Here is a 17,198-nt window from a genome sequence, read left to right on the forward strand (position 1 = left end):
TACAGAACGTGGAGGAGTTTATGTTAAGAAAAGGAATGTTTCTTGCAGACAGGTACGAGATAATAGAGCAGATAGGCACGGGCGGAATGTCAGATGTATATAAGGCAAAGTGCCATAAGCTCAACCGCTATGTTGCCATTAAGGTCATGAAAGAGGAATTCAGCCATGACAAGAATTTTGTATCTAAGTTTATCATAGAAGCCCAGTCAGCAGCCGGACTTACGCATCCTAATGTAGTAAGTGTGTATGATGTAGGTGATGAGAATGGTATTTATTATATTGTAATGGAGCTCGTTGAGGGTATAACGCTTAAGCAGTATATAGAGAAGAAGGGCAGGCTTTCAAGCAAGGAAGCGGTAAGTATTGCAATTCAGGTGGCACAGGGTATGGAGGCTGCACACAGTCATCATATAGTTCACAGGGATATTAAGCCGCAGAATATCATAATTTCAAAAGAAGGCAAAGTTAAGGTTACTGATTTTGGTATAGCAAGGGCTGCAACATCACAGACAATCAGTTCGTCTGCGATGGGGTCAGTACACTATATCTCACCGGAGCAGGCAAGAGGCGGATACAGTGATGAGAAGAGTGACATCTATTCATTTGGTATAACTTTGTATGAGATGCTTACCGGAACAGTTCCGTTCGATGGGGATTCAACTGTATCGGTTGCCGTGCAGCATATCCAGGATGAGATTCTTCCGCCTTCACATGTGGTTAATGATATACCGATAAGTGTAGACCAGATTGTTATGAAGTGTACACAGAAAAAGACTGACAGAAGATATCAGAGTGCAACTGAGCTTATAGCTGATCTTAAAAAATCACTGGTCATGCCGGATGTTAATTTTGTCAAGCTTGCGCCTTCTTATGAGACAGCAAGACAGCAGTCGCTGCAGGAGGATCTTATAGACCGGAGGCAGGCTTCTTCAACAGGAATGTCATCGCAGCATCAGAATAATCAGAATGATGAAGATTTTGATGATGAGGACTTCGATGAAGATTTTGACGACGATGATGACATTATAGACGATATAGATGACGACGATGATGATTACAACTCTAAGAAGAGTAAGAAAAAGGCTAAGCCACAGCCTGTGAAGCCTAAGAGTAAGTCTAATCAGGCACCTGTAAGAATTCAGGATGAAGACGATGACGATGATTACGATGATGCCGAGGAAAAAGCCGGCGAGAAGATGGATGCAGTCATGAAATGGCTTGGAATCGGAATTGCAGCGGTAATTATCATCATTACGATATTTGTAGTAGTCAAGCTTGCAGCCGTTATGGGTGGTTCATCGGGAACTGATTCTAATCATACAGCTTCTGAGCAGGTACAGACAACAACTGTTGATCCTTCAACGCTCGTAGCTGTGCCGAGCGTAACAGGACTTACGGAAGAGGATGCCAAGAAGGCACTTAATGATGTTAACCTCGGATGCAAGGTCAGCCGTCAGCCGTCAGATACTGTAGCTGAAGGATATGTAATATCACAGAGCCAGAAGGCCAATTCAAAGATAGCCAAGAATTCTACGGTAACTATTTCGGTAAGTTCCGGTGCAGGTAAGTCAACAATGGTTAATGTTGTTGGTAAGACTGAGGATGAGGCTATAGCAGCAATCAAGTCAGCCGGATTCGGTTCGCCGGCTGTTGACTACGATTACAGTGATACGGTTGAGCAGGGACTTGTTATCAGCCAGACACCTAGAGCTAATGCAAGTGCCAAGTCAAGTGATGCGGTTAAGATTGTTGTAAGCCGTGGTAAGGAATCCAAGATGATTACGGTTCCTAATGTTATAAATATGTCTGAGACTCAGGCAAGACAGACGCTTGATGCACTTGGACTTAATGTTACACTTTCAGCTACACAGGTAATGAATGATAAGATTCCTTATGGCTATGTAGCTGCACAGAGCTATTCGGCAGGCAAGGAAGTACCGGCAGGAACAACTATAGAACTTACTATGAGTATAGGCCTCGGAGCACCTACAGTTACACTCCCGGCAGGAACAACAGCAGCAACGCCTGCTGCACAGACACCTTCAGTAGCTGCGACAACAGGGAATTAACGCATGAATGGTAAGATAATCAAGGGTATCGCAGGATTTTATTACGTGCATGTAATAGGCCGCGGCGTATATGAATGCAAAGCAAAAGGAATTCTGCGCAACCGTAAGATAAAGCCTCTCGTTGGTGATAATGTAGATATTGACATACTTGACGATGAGAAGTTCCTTGGCAACATTAATGATGTGCTGCCAAGGAAGAATTCTCTTATACGGCCGGCGGTAGCTAATGTCGATCAGGCACTTGTTGTATTTGCAGTTCACAGGCCGGCACCTAATTATAACCTGCTGGACAGATTTATTGTCATGATGGAAAAACATGATATTGAGACTGTAATCTGTTTCAGTAAAAAAGATCTTGCAAAAGACAGCCAGCTTGCACAGATGGCAGATATATATGCAGGATGCGGATGCAGAGTCCATTTTATAAGTACTGTCAACAAAGAAGGTATTGATGATATCATCCGACCGATAATCGCCGGTAAGACAACCGTTTTTGCGGGTCCTTCAGGCGTAGGCAAGTCTTCACTTACTAATGAGCTGTTATCGCAGAGCAGAATGGAGACGGGGGCAGTAAGCGAGAAGATTGGAAGAGGGCGGCATACAACACGTCATTCAGAGATAATCAATATCGGTGGTGATACATATATAATGGACACACCGGGCTTTACGTCATTTTATGTGAGTGATATAGAGGCACAGGACTTAAGATTCTATTTTGAAGAGTTTGCACCATATGAAGGCAGATGCAGGTTTAATGGATGCGTTCATGTCAATGAGCCTGACTGTGCCGTTAAGCAGGCTATTGATGATGGCATTATCAGCCGCATAAGATATGAGAACTACGTTGAAATATATAATGAGTTGAAAGATCAGAGGAAATATTAATGAACATTTTAGCACCATCTATTTTATCTGCAGATTTTAATGTGCTCGGAGAGCAGATTCAGACAGTTGCAAAGGCGGGAGCACAATATATTCATGTTGATGTGATGGACGGAATATTCGTACCAAGCATATCATACGGAATGCCTGTGATAAAGTCAGTCAGAAAGTCAACAGATGCGGTCTTTGATGTGCATCTTATGATAACAGAGCCTGTAAGATATATCAGAGATTTTGTTGATTCGGGTGCGGATATTATTACAGTACATGTTGAAGCCTGCAAAGACATTGATGAGACTATCAGAGATATAAAGGCCTGTGGTGTCAAGGCGGCTGTAGCGATTAATCCTGAGACACCGGTAGATAAGATTATGCCTTACCTTGACGATATTGATATGGCACTTGTTATGAGTGTTCATCCGGGATTCGGAGGACAGAAGTTTATACCGGATGTCCTTGATAAAGTAAGAATTATCAGATCTTATTACCGTGATAATAATATGGATAAAGATATAGAGATTGATGGCGGAATTAATTTTGACAATCTGCCGGAGGTCCTTGAAGCCGGTGCTAATGTAATAGTAGCCGGATCATCTGTATACAGAGGGGATGCCGCAGCTAATACTAAGAAATTCCTTGAGCTCATGCGTTAATGCATGAGCTTTTTTCTTACGGACATAAGCGGCATATCATATCACATCTGCAGATAATTCTTCATGGAACGAAGCGCATTCTTTTCAAGACGGCTGACCTGCGCCTGTGAGATGCCGACATCTCTGGCAACTTCCATCTGTGTCCTGCCATCGAAAAAACGCAGGCGGATTATGTTGCGTTCACGCTCCGGAAGCCTCGAGACTGCTTCGCGCAGCGCAATATCTTCGACCCAGTTATCTTCGCGGTTTTTCTTGTCACTTATCTGGTCCATTACATACAGTGTGTCACCGCCCTCGGAGAATACCGGTTCATACAAAGAAAGCGGCGTCTGCATTGCGTCAAGTGCCATGACAATCTCTTCTTTTGGAAGTCCGACTTCGGCAGCAATCTCCATAACGGTCGGCTCATGCTGGTTCTTTTTTGTCAGCATGTCTCTTGCGTGAATGGCTTTGTAAGCAGTGTCACGAAGCGACCTGCTTACGCGTATTGAATTATAGTCACGCATGTAGCGACGGACTTCTCCCATGATCATCGGAACAGCATAAGTAGAGAAACGTACGTTCTGGGTGACATCAAAGTTGTCAATGGCTTTCATAAGACCGATACATCCAATCTGGAAGAGATCGTCCGCATTCTCTCCGTTGCCGGCAAAACGCTGGATTACGCTGAGAACAAGGCGCAGATTACCTTTTATATATTTTTCTCTTGCTTTGGAATCACCGTCAATGGCTTTGCGTAAAAGTTCATCTTTCTCCTCATTTTTTAACAATGGCAGGGATGATGTGTTTACTCCACATAGTTCTACTTTATAGACGGCCATACTAATCTCCTTTTCTGCCCGCTTTTCTTACTAATCTTCATGCTGATTCTCAATTCAGGCATAATATTCTTTACAGAATAAATCATATCCACGCCGGTAAGATTTATTCAGTATGGTATCAGTTTCCATATTGAATATTGATTATGTGAAGAATTTGCGCTAAAATAAAGTAATAAATTATTTGGAATGGAGAACGACATGTCAGACAAATATGTAGCATATGTGGGGACATATACACATGAAAAGAGCAGAGGCATCCATATATATGATATGGATGTTGAAAAAGGACTTATTACAGAGAGAAAAGAAGTCGAGATAGATAATCCGTCATATATAACATTGTCGCATGACGGAAAATATCTGTATTCAATATGTGATGCCGGAGTTTCAGCGTTTCGTGTTATGCCCGATGGTGACATTGAACTTATTAATGTTAAGTCAATCAATGGTATGAGAGGGTGTCATCTGTCAGTAACGAAGGACAATACATTCATTTTTGTGTCAGGATATCATGATGGCAAGCTTACTGTAATGCATCTTAATGAAGATGGCAGCGTAGGTACAATTGCCGATGAGGTATTCCATAAGGGAATAGGAAGTATTGCCGAGCGTAATTTCAGACCGCATATAAGCAATGCGACACTTACACCGGATGAGAAGCTTTTGTGTGTTTGTGATCTGGGAATTGATCAGATTAAGGTGTATGAATTTGATAAGAAGACAGGCAGGCTTGATCTGTATGATATTATAAGAACACAGCTCGAATCTGCACCAAGGGAGATCCTTTTCTCAGCAGACGGAAGATTCGCCTATGTAATGTGTGAGCTTAAGAATTATATTGATGTCTACGAGTGCGGCGTGGGTGAAGACGGCCGCAGGACATTCGAGTTTATACAGAATATATTTACTCTTAGAAGAGATCATCGCGTGAACAGTGCAGCAACGGATATTATGCTCACAAAGGACGGAGAACATCTTCTCTGCTCCAATGCGGGAGATAACAGCGTAACAATATATAAGATTGACAAGGATAACGGAACACTGTCAATTCTTTCATCACTTCCGATAAGCGGTGACTATCCTAAGTATATTAATCTTTTCCCTGACGAGAAGCATCTTATGTCAATGAATCACGACGGCAATTCGATAACATTCTTTACCGTCCACTGGGATAAAGGTCTTATAGTAATGAGTGGCAGGGAAGTCAGGATATCCAAGCCTAATAACATGGTTATAAGGAAACTGTAATATAATGAATAGCATGGCCGGTAATAGAGTGAAGCTGTATGCGGCACCAATGGAAGGTGTTACGGGATATATTTACCGTAATATTATTGATGACTGCTTTGGAGGTGCTGACAGATACTTTACTCCGTTTATTTCAACTAACACTAATAAGACATTTACTGAACAGGAGCGGCGTGATATAGATTCCGGGAATAACAGGCCCAGAGACGTAATACCGCAGATACTTTCCAATAATTCATGTGACTGTATAAAAGTCATACGTGCACTTCATGATGAATACGGATACGATGAAGTCAATCTTAATCTCGGGTGTCCGTCACCTACAGTGGTTACAAAGCATAAGGGTGCAGGTTTTCTGGCGTTCCCTGACAAACTTGATTCGTTCCTCAATGATGTCTTTGTGGCTGCCGGTAAGGATGGGGTCAGGGTTTCGGTAAAGACCAGAACCGGCGTGGAATCACATGACGAATTTATAAAGATACTTGATATCTATAATCAATATCCGCTAAGTGAGCTTATTGTTCATCCGAGAGTACAGAAGGATTTGTATAAAAACAGTCCTGACTACGATATTTTTGAATATGCATATACCAATTCAAAGGCACCTGTGTGCTATAATGGTGATATCTGTTCGGTGGATGACTACCAAAGGATTACATCGCGGTTCAATGGACTTAATGCAGTCATGTGCGGCAGGGGAATGATTACCAACCCGGCAATATTTGCCACGATAAACGGTGGTGACAAGCTTAGCAGCAGGGCGCTCAGAACATTTCACAATGCCGTATTTAAAGAATATTGTGCAGTTATGGGAGAACGCAATGCATTGTTCAAGATGAAGGAACTATGGTATTATATGATACGGAATTTTGATGGTGCAGACAGATATTATAAGTCTATACGCAAAGCTCAGAGAAGATGTGATTATGAGGCAGCTGTCAATGAACTTTTTGCCAACTGCGCAATATAATATATAATGACAGACTGCGTTGGAGCGTGAGACTGAATGCGCATATGTGAACTGCATGACAAAGAGGTTGTCAATGTTAAGGATGGCTGTATACTCGGCTGTGTGGTTGATATTGATTTTGACTGTAAGACAGGGTGTATCTGTGCACTTATAGTGCCGGGGCCGACAAGGTTCTGTGGCCTGTTCGGACGTGATATAGAATATATTATTCCATATAAGTGTGTTATGAATATAGGAGAAGATGCAATTCTTGTTGATGTTGTGCTTGAAAAGGTGTCTTTCAGATGTACATAGTACACAGAATAAAAGGGGAGGTATACACATGAAATGCCCATATTGTGGTAAGGAAGATTCCAGAGTAATGGATTCAAGACCTACGGATGACGGATCTATAAGGAGAAGAAGACAGTGTGATTCATGTGGCAAGAGGTTTACAACATATGAGAAAGTTGAGACTGTTCCGCTTATGGTCATCAAGAAGGACAGTAAGAGGGAGCCTTATGACCGCAAGAAGCTTCTTGCGGGAATTGTAAGAGCATGCTACAAACGTCCAATCTCAATTGACAGGATGAATGAGATGGTTGACGAGATTGAGACAGAGATATTCAACAGTGGCGAAAAAGAGATTCCAACAACCAGAATAGGAGAGGTTGTAATGGACAAGCTCAAAGACCTTGATGCGGTTGCTTATGTCCGCTTTGCATCAGTATACAGGGAATTCAAGGATGTAAATACATTCATGGATGAACTGAAGAAGTTTTTAGTGTGAAGCAGGATGAAGATTATTAATAATAGGAATGCAGATTGATATGGCTTTTTTAGAGAGATTTTATCCCGGAGATTATGTGGATTCAACTTATGATATAGATTATGAGGTGTTGTACTCGCAAGGGTTCCGCGGAATAATTTTCGATATTGACAATACACTTGTAGAGCATGGCATGCCTGCAACCGGGCGTGCTGTTGAACTGTTTGAGAGACTTCGAAGGACAGGCTTTGATACATGTGTAATATCTAACAACAAAGAACCGAGGGTGGCTCCATTTGCCAATGAAGTAGGAACAAAATATATATACGATGCCAAAAAGCCTTCAACAAAGAATTACATAAAAGCTATGCAGCTTATGGGAACGGACAGGTCTGATACAATATTTGTCGGAGACCAGCTGTTTACGGATGTCTGGGGTGCCAACAGGGCAGGAATCCGGACATATCTTGTTAAGCCGATAGACAGACATGAAGAGATACAGATTATTCTCAAGAGATATCTTGAGAAGATAGTGCTGTGGTTTTATGCGAGAAGTAAAAAGGACAGGAGAAGCTAGACAGACATGAAAGATGTAAAGGGAACAACCAGGGTATGCGGGATAATAGGTAACCCGGTTGGACATTCAGTATCACCGGTACTTCAGAATACACTTGCTGATATTACCGGTACGGAACTTGTATATGTTCCGTTTAAAGTCGAAGATAACATAAAGGCTGCAATAGAAGGTGCATATGCATTGAATGTGTTTGGACTTAATGTTACAGTTCCACACAAAAGCGCAGTTATAGAATGTCTTGCGGATATAGATCCGATTGCAGCAAGCATTGGTGCAGTTAATACACTTGTGAGAACTGACAGAGGTTACAAAGGATATAATACAGATATACTCGGACTAAAAAGAGAACTTGAGGAAGCAGGTATTGCTCTTGGCGGACGCAGGGTAATAATTCTTGGTGCCGGCGGTGCAGCAAGGGCGATAGCTTTTTTATGTGCAAAGGAGAACGCTTCCGCAATATACATACTCAACCGCACTGTAAGTAAAGCAGAGAATATTGCCGCTTCCGTTAATGAATATTTTGAGGCTGATATTGCAAAAGCCATGGATATAGCAGATTATGCAGGACTTGAAGGTGGGGGATATGTCTGTATACAGACGACAAGTGTCGGACTGTATCCTGACACAGACAAAGCACCTGTTGAAGATGAAGCATTTTACAAGAAGATAGATGCTGCCGTAGATATTATATATAATCCTGCAGTGACAAAGTTCATGAAACTTGTGAAAGCTTCGGGAAAAGCCTCTGACGGCACTGATAAAAAGGCATATAACGGGCTTAAAATGCTGCTTTACCAGGGAGTCAGCGCATATGAACTCTGGAATAATGTACAGATAAGCACACAGCAGTCTGAGGAAGTCTATAAAGCTATGTGCAGGGAGATGGGAATAGATGAATAATAAGGGTAATATAGTTCTTATCGGATTCATGGGTGCAGGTAAGACTACGGTCGGAAGATGGATATCCCAGAATGTCAATATGAAGTATATTGATACGGACGACTATATTGAAGCCGGACAGAATATGACAATAAAAGACATATTTGCAAATTACGGAGAAGAGTTTTTCAGAGACCTTGAGACCAAAGCATTAGAGGAGCTTTGTGAGGGCTGCAGCCAGACTGTTATATCAGTCGGCGGCGGAATGCCTGTGCGTGATATTAACAGAAAACTTATGAAAAAGCTGGGAACTGTTGTATATCTAAAAGCTGCTGAGGAAGAACTTGCAAGAAGACTTGATGGAGATGACAAACGCCCGATGCTGGCAGGGCAGGATCTGCGCAAAAGGATCCACGAACTTATTATGCAGCGGGAGGACGCTTATCTTGATGCTTCAGACGTTGTTATTAACACGATGGGCATGAGCATGAATGGCATATATAATGCAATAGAAGATTACATTAATGACGGAGGCAGATAATGAAGATACTGGTTATAAACGGACCTAATATTAATTTCCTTGGCATAAGAGAAAAAGGAATATATGGGACTAAGGATTATAATGCACTTGTAGATATGATTAATGATAAGGCGAAGGAACTCGGAGTTGATGTTGAAGTATTCCAGAGCAACGGTGAGGGCCCTGTGATTGACAGAATACAGCAGGCATATCTTGATAAAGTTGATGGAATCATAATTAATCCGGGTGCTTATACGCATTACAGCTATGCAATACGTGATGCTCTTGCATCAGTAGAGGATATACCTAAGATTGAGGTACATATTTCCAATGTGCATAAAAGAGAAGAATTCCGGCATGTATCTGTTACTGCACCATCATGTACAGGACAGGTTGTAGGACTTGGACTTAACGGATATCTGCTCGCAATGGAGGCGATTGTAAATGGACTTTAAATTTTCAGATAAGGCGCTGAGTTTCAGACCGAATATATTTAACATACTTAATGATAAAAAGAACGAGCTGCTTGATGCAGGACGCAAGGTATATAATTTCTCAGTCGGAACGCCTGATTTTAAGCCTGATGAACATGTTATGAAGGCTGTGAGTGAGGCAGCCCTTAATGCGGATAATTACAAATATTCACTTGTTGATACAGATGAGATGCTTGATGCTGTTGTTGGCTGGTATGGCCGCAGATATGGTGTAGAGCTTAAGCATGATGAGATAATGAGCGTTGCCGGTACCCAGGAAGGTATGGGCCATATTGCTCTTACTATGTGTAATGAGGGAGATATAGTCCTTGTCCCGAATCCGGGATACCCTATATTCGAGGTGGGACCATATCTTAACGGCGCGAAGATAGTTCATTATGATCTTCATAAAGATAACGGATATCTGCCTGACCTGAATGCAATTGATGGCAGGATAGCAGATAAAGCAAAGATGATGGTAGTATCATACCCGCTTAATCCTGTCTGCAAATGTGCACCCAAAAGCTTTTATGAGGAGCTTGTAACATTTGCCAAGGCTCACGACCTGCTTATTGTTAATGATAATGCATATTCTGAGATTGTATATGATGGACGTGAAGGATTTTCTTTTCTGTCTATTCCGGGAGCGAAGGATGTCGGAGTTGAATTCAATTCTCTTTCAAAGACATATAATCTTACAGGACTTAGAATATCATATCTTATAGGCAATTCTGAGATAATTAAAAAATACCGCACGATACGTTCACAGTATGATTATGGAATGAGCTATCTTGCACAGAAAGCGGCTGTTGAAGCTCTTAACGGGCCGCAGGACAGCGTGTATGAGAACCGCAGAAGATATCAGGAGAGAAGAGATGCACTGTGCGGCGGTCTGCGCTCTATAGGCTGGAATGTACCTGATTCGGAGGGAACAATGTTTGTATGGGCTCCTCTTCCGGCAGGTTATACAGACTCAGAGAAGTTCTGCATGGACTTTCTTGAGAATACAGGTATAATATGCACACCGGGCAGTTCGTTTGGAAGCCTTGGAGAAGGACATGTGAGATTCGCACTTGTACATCCGGTTGATGTTATTAACGAAGCCGTTGGTGTTGCCGGACAGTGGTTGACAACGAAGCAGTGATGTGTTAATGTAATTAAGCATTGCAATGTATAATTAATTTAATATTGAAGATGAAGTTTACTCCACCTTCAGGGCAAAGTGAGAATCTGTTAATATTACGGAATGAACGGCAGATTCAATTCTTGACCGGCGGTATAGTCCGCGAACCTCGTATAAGAGGCCGATTGGGTTTGACTCCCAAACCGACAGTATAGTCTGGATGAAAGAAGTGTAGGCTCAGGCTGCATTTTGCAGATATGCCCTGTAACAGGTGTAATATATGTCGGCTAAGACATATTACCGGTTACAGGGCTTTTTTGTAAAGTTGTGCCGGATGCCTGCATGCCGCACAGCGCGGCGGAAAGGAGAGTCTGATATGACAGATTATGGTAAGCTGCTTGAAGCAGTAAAGAGTAATGTCACATTTATACTTGTGTCAATACTTATAGTAGTATGTGTTTATTTTATCGCAAAGGGACTGGAGAAATTAATTGAAGCAAAGTGCGGAATGCATTTTAATTCAGAAAAGACCAAGGTTAACAGACTTGTAGTAATTGCCATGTTTTCGGCAATCTCTGCGATACTTATGTTTTTTGAATTCCCACTGTGGTTTGCTCCGGCATTTTATGAGCTTGATTTCAGTGAAGTGCCTGCGCTTGTAGGCGCATTTATGTTCGGCCCTACAGCAGGGGTTGCCATAGAAGGACTTAAGGTTCTTATAAAGATTGCACTTAAGGGTACAACAACAATGTTCGTGGGAGATCTTGCCAACTTTATTGTAGGATGTGCGATGGTTGTACCGGCATCAGCTTTTTACTTTACAAAAAAAACAAGGAAATCAGCACTTATCGGACTCATAACAGGCGGACTTTGTATGGTTATTGCCGGAAGTCTCATGAATGGATTCTATCTTCTTCCAAAATTTGCCGAGCTTTATGGAATGCCTATAGAAGCGCTTGTTGCGATGGGAACAAAAGTTAATGCATCAATCAACAGTGTATTTACGCTTGTTGCGCTGGCAGTTGTTCCGTTCAATATACTTAAGTCGATTGTTGTAGGCGCAATAACGCTTATTCTTTACAAATATATCAGCAACCTTATAAAAGGCCAGCATGCCGTGAATAAATAGTCATAATATGGTCATAATACCTCTATGAATAAAAATGGAGGACATGACAATGAAAAAGATGATAATTATTACATTGGCTGCTGTTGTGGCGGCTGCATCACTTGTTGCATGCGGGAATACCAATGCAACGGGTAATAACGGCACTACCCGGGGCAATAATGGGAGTACCTCAGGCAATAACAATCCGATTGAAGAGATTGTTACCGGCGCATTTGACGGAGTCGGTGAAGCAGCTAGCGGCATCGGCAACGGCATCAGTAAGGCAGCTGGTGGTATTAATGACATGTTTGATGACAATCATACGAATGATAGCACAGCAACACGATAATACTTTTTGATAAAGACTGTCAGAATAATTCAACTGTCAGAACCGATTAACTTTAAAAAGAATGAGGACTGCCATATGTATGCGGCGGTCCTTTTTATTTGTGCAGATTGCCGCGATATATTTGTAATGTCATTGATTTGACGCATTAATTGGAGTGTGATAACATCATATTTATATCAATTATGAATTGGAGATTATATACATGAAAGACGGATATGTAAGAGTAGAAGTTGTAACGCCGGATATAAAAGTTGCTGACTGCATTTTCAATACCGAACAGATATGCAGCCGGATAGACAAGGCATATGATGCGCAGGTTTCGGTAATCGTTTTTCCGGAGATGTGCATAACGGGATATACATGCAATGACCTGTTTCTGCAGGATACACTGCTCAGTGATGCGCAGAAGTCGCTTGCTACGATAACAGAATATACCAAAGGTAAAAACATGTTAACTGTTGTCGGGCTCCCGTTTGAATATTGTAATAAGCTATACAATGTCGCGGCAGTTATTAAGGATGGTGTAATTCTCGGACTTGTACCCAAAAAATATATTCCTAATTATAACGAATTCTATGAAAGACGTCAGTTTACAGAGGGCTTTGACAAGGCTGTAAAGGTATGTGTTGCGGGACAGCAGACATATATGGGAAGCAGGATTCTTTTCAGATGCTCTGATTTTGAAAAGCTCGTTGTCGGTGTCGAGATATGCGAAGATTTATGGACACCGCTGCCTCCAAGTGTAAGTCATGCCATGAATGGGGCAACTCTGATAGTTAATCCGTCTGCAAGTAACGAGACTGTTGGCAAAGAAGATTACAGAAGGAGTCTTGTAACCGGTCAGTCGGCGAGACTTGTGTGCGCATATGCCTATGCCTCGTCAGGAGATGGTGAGTCAACTCAGGATATTGTATTTGGCGGACATGATATAATTGCGGAGAATGGAACACTTCTTGCAGAAACATCGCTTTTTGCTAATAACAGTGTAATAAATGATATCGATTTTGACAGACTTAATTCTGAACGCCGCAGGATGAGTACATTTACATCGGCAACCGATAATGACGAGTACACCGTTGTGGACTTCAGTCTTGCAGGAACAGAGTATACAAGCCTTGTGAGATTTATAGATCCGCATCCGTTCGTGCCTGAGAATGAGGCAACACGCAATAAAAGATGCGAGGCAATTCTTTCAATTCAGGCAATGGGGCTTAAGAAGCGTCTTGCACATATCGGCTGTAAGAATGTAGTTATAGGAATATCCGGAGGACTTGACTCGACACTTGCTCTGCTTGTTGCTGTCAGGGCATATGGATTGCTGGGACTTGATATGTCAGGAATACATGCAGTGACAATGCCGGGCTTTGGAACTACCGACAGGACATATGATAATGCCGTTAAGATGATAAAGAGTCTTGGCTGTACCTTCCACGAAATCAGCATACGTGAATCTGTGACAAGGCATTTTGAAGACATAGGACATGATATTAATGTCCATGATGTTACTTATGAGAATGGACAGGCAAGAGAGAGAACACAGATTCTTATGGATATTGCCAATAAAGTTAACGGTATTGTAATCGGAACAGGTGATATGTCAGAGCTTGCACTTGGATGGGCAACATATAATGGTGACCATATGTCAATGTATGGAGTTAATGCCTCAGTGCCTAAGACGCTTGTAAGACATCTTGTCAGATATTATGCAGAGGTGCTGGCTGACAGTACGCTTGCAAAAGTGCTTTATGATGTACTTGATACTCCTGTAAGCCCGGAGCTTCTGCCACCTGATGAGAACGGACAGATAGAGCAGAAGACAGAGGATCTCGTAGGTCCATATGAACTTCATGATTTCTTTATGTATTATATATTGAGATTCGGCATACATCCTGCCAAGCTGTATCGTATAGCATGTGCAGCATTCAGGCCGGATTACAGCGAGGAGACAATACTGAAATGGCTTAAAACATTTTACAGAAGATTCTTTGCACAGCATTTTAAGAGGTCATGCCTTCCTGACGGACCAAAGGTCGGAACAGTCGCAGTTTCTCCGCGCGGTGATTTGAGAATGCCTAGTGATGCCTGCGCAAGAATATGGCTTAAAGAGCTTGATGAGCTTGGGTAGATTATCAATGCATGCTTAATGCTGCCGGAATATAATATAAAGCCCTGCACTCGATAGATTCACCAAAATCTTACTCTTTGGGAACCTATGGAACACAGGGCTTTTGTAATGTATGTTTGTGATGAACTATTACAGCATTGTCAGTATATATCAGTCCCGGCTTGAAGACTCTTTTGCAAGTGCCCATCTGTCAAGATGTCCATACCTGTCTCGTGGAAGCGGTGCATTGACAATTATATAATGATTGATATGGCGCGAGACACACTTGGTCTTATTGTAAGAATCGACCATACGTTGAGCCTGCTCATCACCGAACTTCTCATCGGTTGTTGATATCCAGATTGTACATGAACCGTGAAGAATTCCGATTGCAGATTCATCAATTGAATCATTGGCATTGAAAAATTCTTCAACCTCAAGGCAGTTAATCTTTTCACCGTTAGGAAGTGCAAGAATATTCTTCTTACTTCCGGTTATGATAAGATGACCTTCATCGTCAAGATAGCCGAGGTCTCCTGAATGGAGGAACCCATTGGAGATGACTTCTTTGGTCTGCGCCTCGTCATTATCGTAGCACTGCATTATTCCTGCACTCTTGATGAAAATCTCATCATCGTCCGCAATAGATATTGTAATCCCGTCATATGGTACAAGCTTATGGCCTGTTGCTTTGGATGATACGGCAATTCCGCCTGAAGCGGCTGTGAGACCGTATACTGAATATACGTTATATCCATCGTCTTCAAGTTCACTGATTATCCTGTCGGAACATTTGCTCTCACCTACAATTATAGTCTTAAGTTCCGCGTTCATGGAGTTGAAGCGTATATATCCTTCAAGGAGAGCAGGAAATACCGGGAGAATTGAAGGATTATAATAAATTGTGTCAAAGCTGATGTGCTTAATTCCACGGCTTATGCATACACATGCACCGCATGAGAGCGGCCAGAGTATACTGTATATAAGACCGAATACATGGTTCGGAGGAAGTACTGAGAGCACTCTGTCAGAACTTGAGCAGGCAATCTTCGATGATACAAGTGAAGTGCTGAAATTAAGATTAGCTGATGTAAGAACAACTGCTTTGGCTAATTCACTTGTTCCTGATGTGAAGAACAGGATATTACCTTCACTTACAGAGGCATCAAAATCAGATTCGTCACAATTCTCTTCATCATGTGATACATTCTCAATTGTTAAGCCGTCAGAATCTGCAAGTATATACTGCATAGTGTATGAAAGTATATAGTCCGGTCTGACTTTGTCAAGAAGAATGTGTCTCTCGGCACTTGCCAGAAACGAATCAAGAAGCACAACATCTTTGCCTGCCATTATCGCTCCGAAAAAATTGACAATCCAGCGGTACGATGCGGGACCTATGAGAGCTATCCGCTTCCTGTCAAATTGTCTGAAATAGATTGCTTTTTTGCAGCAGTCCCTGAAAAGTCCGGCATAAGTAATAGCATATGTATCATACAGGATGGCGGTGCTGTCCGGGTATGATTCAGCACTTTTCTTAAGCAGACTGTAAAATGTATTCTCTGACATGATATTGAATCTCCAAACATTATTGCTTAATTATATTGCATATAATAGCAGAAAAAGTTGCAAAATACAAATATATTTGTGCTTGTATTTTTTGTATATTTATATTAGAATACATAGTGAGTTTAAGAGAAGGAACGTGATAGATATGTTAGATAACAATACCAGATTTTTTAAGACACAGCCTGACAAGACTATTTCTGTTGAGGAGATTCTTGAGCAGGTATATCTTGCACTTAAGGAGAAGGGATATAATCCGGTTAATCAGATCGTCGGATATATTATGTCAGGTGACCCGACATACATAACAAGTCATAACAACGCAAGAAGCCTTATTATGAAGGTTGAGAGAGATGAACTTGTGGAAGAAGTTATCCGTTATTTTATAGAAGGTAAGGGATTATAATTACACATGCGTATTCTTGGACTTGATTATGGAACTAAGACAGTCGGTGTGGCGGTTACGGATCCTTTGGGAATGACAGTACAGCCGCTTGAGACGATTACCAGAGATTCGGACAGTAAGATACGTCCTACACTTCGAAGAATAGAAGAGATTATTAAAGAACTGGATGTAGAGCAGATTGTTCTTGGACTACCGCTTAACATGGATGGCACGGAAGGAGAACGTGCAGCGTGTTCGAGGGAGTTTGGCGATATGCTTGAGAGAAGGACAGGACTTCAGGTTGTTATGACTGACGAGAGACTTACAACTGTAGAAGCAGAAGAGATACTGGAAACATGCAAAGTTGCGAGAAAAGATTATAAGAAGTATGTTGACAGTGTTGCAGCTGTTCTTATTTTGGAAGATTATGTGAGGAATTGTTGTTAATGGAGAAGATTACGTGCTTGACCGACAATAATGAGCCGGTTGTTTTTTTTGTATTGGAACAAACCAGAATTAATGGTAAGAATTATCTGTTGGTTACAGATGTTGAAGATGAGAATGTGGATGCAGATGCATACATACTTAAGGATGAATCACAGGATTCTGATTCTGAGGCATCTTATGTCATCGTAGACGATGATGATGAACTCGAATATGTTTCTCAGATATTTGCAGAGCTTCTGGATGATGTGGATATAGAGAAGTAGATTTAATAATATT

Annotated in this window: 20 protein-coding genes and 1 riboswitch; of the genes, 18 read left to right on the plus strand and 2 right to left on the minus strand. The window is 41.7% G+C overall.

All coding sequences use genetic code 11. From position 1 onward, the window contains the following. The first annotated feature begins 20 nt into the window (after nt 1-20). Genes pknB through rpe form a run of 3 tightly spaced genes read left to right on the plus strand, consistent with a single transcriptional unit; the run spans nt 21 to nt 3,604 of the window. On the plus strand, nt 21-2,069 hold the full coding sequence (pknB, locus tag NQ488_06680) for a Stk1 family PASTA domain-containing Ser/Thr kinase (GenBank protein ID UWN96979.1): 2,049 nt from the start codon (nt 21-23) through the stop codon (nt 2,067-2,069). Between the two features lie 3 nt (nt 2,070-2,072). Beyond that, complete coding sequence (gene rsgA, locus NQ488_06685) at nt 2,073-2,954, plus strand: ribosome small subunit-dependent GTPase A (protein ID UWN96980.1); 882 nt, start codon at nt 2,073-2,075, stop codon at nt 2,952-2,954. Then, complete coding sequence (rpe, locus tag NQ488_06690; protein UWN96981.1) at nt 2,954-3,604, plus strand: ribulose-phosphate 3-epimerase; 651 nt, start codon at nt 2,954-2,956, stop codon at nt 3,602-3,604. The genes rsgA and rpe overlap by 1 nt, the downstream gene beginning before the upstream one ends. Nucleotides 3,605-3,645: 41 nt before the next feature. Here rpe and sigG read toward each other — a convergent pair whose 3' ends face one another. Continuing rightward, on the minus strand, nt 3,646-4,425 hold the full coding sequence (sigG, locus tag NQ488_06695; protein ID UWN96982.1) for an RNA polymerase sporulation sigma factor SigG: 780 nt from the start codon (nt 4,423-4,425) through the stop codon (nt 3,646-3,648). A 198-nt stretch (nt 4,426-4,623) separates the two neighbouring features. On the opposite strand from sigG, the gene NQ488_06700 reads away from it, so the two are divergent. The 12 genes from NQ488_06700 (at nt 4,624) to NQ488_06755 (ending at nt 14,545) form a co-directional block, all read left to right on the plus strand. Beyond that, on the plus strand, nt 4,624-5,673 hold the full coding sequence (locus NQ488_06700) for a lactonase family protein (GenBank protein UWN96983.1): 1,050 nt from the start codon (nt 4,624-4,626) through the stop codon (nt 5,671-5,673). 4 nt (nt 5,674-5,677) lie between these two features. Then, nucleotides 5,678-6,643, plus strand: coding sequence for a tRNA-dihydrouridine synthase family protein (locus NQ488_06705; GenBank protein UWN96984.1), 966 nt, complete (start codon nt 5,678-5,680; stop codon nt 6,641-6,643). Between the two features lie 36 nt (nt 6,644-6,679). Next, nucleotides 6,680-6,937 carry a YlmC/YmxH family sporulation protein gene (locus tag NQ488_06710; protein UWN96985.1) on the plus strand — a complete coding sequence of 86 codons (258 nt, stop codon included), beginning with the start codon at nt 6,680-6,682 and terminating at the stop codon, nt 6,935-6,937. Nucleotides 6,938-6,965: 28 nt separating this feature from the next. Next, nucleotides 6,966-7,412, plus strand: coding sequence for a transcriptional regulator NrdR (gene nrdR, locus NQ488_06715; GenBank protein UWN96986.1), 447 nt, complete (start codon nt 6,966-6,968; stop codon nt 7,410-7,412). A gap of 40 nt (nt 7,413-7,452) precedes the next feature. Next, the gene (locus tag NQ488_06720) at nt 7,453-7,968 is read left to right on the plus strand and encodes a YqeG family HAD IIIA-type phosphatase (GenBank protein ID UWN96987.1); all 516 of its coding nucleotides are present in this window, start codon (nt 7,453-7,455) and stop codon (nt 7,966-7,968) included. Between the two features lie 6 nt (nt 7,969-7,974). Then, nucleotides 7,975-8,868: a shikimate dehydrogenase gene (aroE, locus tag NQ488_06725; protein ID UWN96988.1), complete on the plus strand. Its 894-nt coding sequence runs from the start codon at nt 7,975-7,977 to the stop codon at nt 8,866-8,868. Further along, nucleotides 8,861-9,388, plus strand: a complete 528-nt coding sequence (locus NQ488_06730; protein UWN96989.1) for a shikimate kinase — start codon at nt 8,861-8,863, stop codon at nt 9,386-9,388. The genes aroE and NQ488_06730 overlap by 8 nt, the downstream gene beginning before the upstream one ends. Then, a complete protein-coding gene (gene aroQ, locus NQ488_06735) occupies nt 9,388-9,822 on the plus strand; it encodes a type II 3-dehydroquinate dehydratase (protein UWN96990.1) in 435 nt (144 codons plus the stop codon). The genes NQ488_06730 and aroQ overlap by 1 nt, the downstream gene beginning before the upstream one ends. Then, nucleotides 9,812-10,984 carry an aminotransferase class I/II-fold pyridoxal phosphate-dependent enzyme gene (locus NQ488_06740; GenBank protein ID UWN96991.1) on the plus strand — a complete coding sequence of 391 codons (1,173 nt, stop codon included), beginning with the start codon at nt 9,812-9,814 and terminating at the stop codon, nt 10,982-10,984. The genes aroQ and NQ488_06740 overlap by 11 nt, the downstream gene beginning before the upstream one ends. Before the next feature lie 60 nt (nt 10,985-11,044). Beyond that, nucleotides 11,045-11,200: riboswitch (FMN riboswitch) on the plus strand. A 139-nt stretch (nt 11,201-11,339) separates the two neighbouring features. Next, on the plus strand, nt 11,340-12,092 hold the full coding sequence (locus tag NQ488_06745) for an ECF transporter S component (GenBank protein ID UWN96992.1): 753 nt from the start codon (nt 11,340-11,342) through the stop codon (nt 12,090-12,092). A gap of 49 nt (nt 12,093-12,141) precedes the next feature. Then, nucleotides 12,142-12,420, plus strand: coding sequence for a hypothetical protein (locus tag NQ488_06750; protein UWN96993.1), 279 nt, complete (start codon nt 12,142-12,144; stop codon nt 12,418-12,420). 202 nt (nt 12,421-12,622) lie between these two features. Next, nucleotides 12,623-14,545 (plus strand): NAD(+) synthase, encoded by a 1,923-nt coding sequence (locus NQ488_06755; GenBank protein UWN96994.1) that lies wholly within the window; start codon nt 12,623-12,625, stop codon nt 14,543-14,545. 150 nt (nt 14,546-14,695) lie between these two features. On the opposite strand, the gene NQ488_06760 is transcribed toward NQ488_06755, so the two are convergent. Further along, nucleotides 14,696-16,093 (minus strand): acyl--CoA ligase, encoded by a 1,398-nt coding sequence (locus NQ488_06760; GenBank protein UWN96995.1) that lies wholly within the window; start codon nt 16,091-16,093, stop codon nt 14,696-14,698. A 145-nt stretch (nt 16,094-16,238) separates the two neighbouring features. Between NQ488_06760 and NQ488_06765 the strand changes: the two genes are divergently transcribed. From NQ488_06765 to NQ488_06775, 3 genes are read left to right on the plus strand one after another with little or no spacing between them, the layout of a single operon-like run. Then, on the plus strand, nt 16,239-16,496 hold the full coding sequence (locus NQ488_06765) for an IreB family regulatory phosphoprotein (protein ID UWN96996.1): 258 nt from the start codon (nt 16,239-16,241) through the stop codon (nt 16,494-16,496). A 6-nt stretch (nt 16,497-16,502) separates the two neighbouring features. Continuing rightward, nucleotides 16,503-16,922 (plus strand): Holliday junction resolvase RuvX, encoded by a 420-nt coding sequence (ruvX, locus tag NQ488_06770; GenBank protein ID UWN96997.1) that lies wholly within the window; start codon nt 16,503-16,505, stop codon nt 16,920-16,922. Continuing rightward, nucleotides 16,922-17,185 carry a DUF1292 domain-containing protein gene (locus NQ488_06775; GenBank protein ID UWN96998.1) on the plus strand — a complete coding sequence of 88 codons (264 nt, stop codon included), beginning with the start codon at nt 16,922-16,924 and terminating at the stop codon, nt 17,183-17,185. The genes ruvX and NQ488_06775 overlap by 1 nt, the downstream gene beginning before the upstream one ends. The last annotated feature ends 13 nt before the right edge of the window (nt 17,186-17,198 follow it).

Source organism: [Bacteroides] pectinophilus (assembly GCA_025146925.1).
GTDB lineage: Bacteria > Bacillota > Clostridia > Lachnospirales > Lachnospiraceae > Bacteroides_F > Bacteroides_F pectinophilus.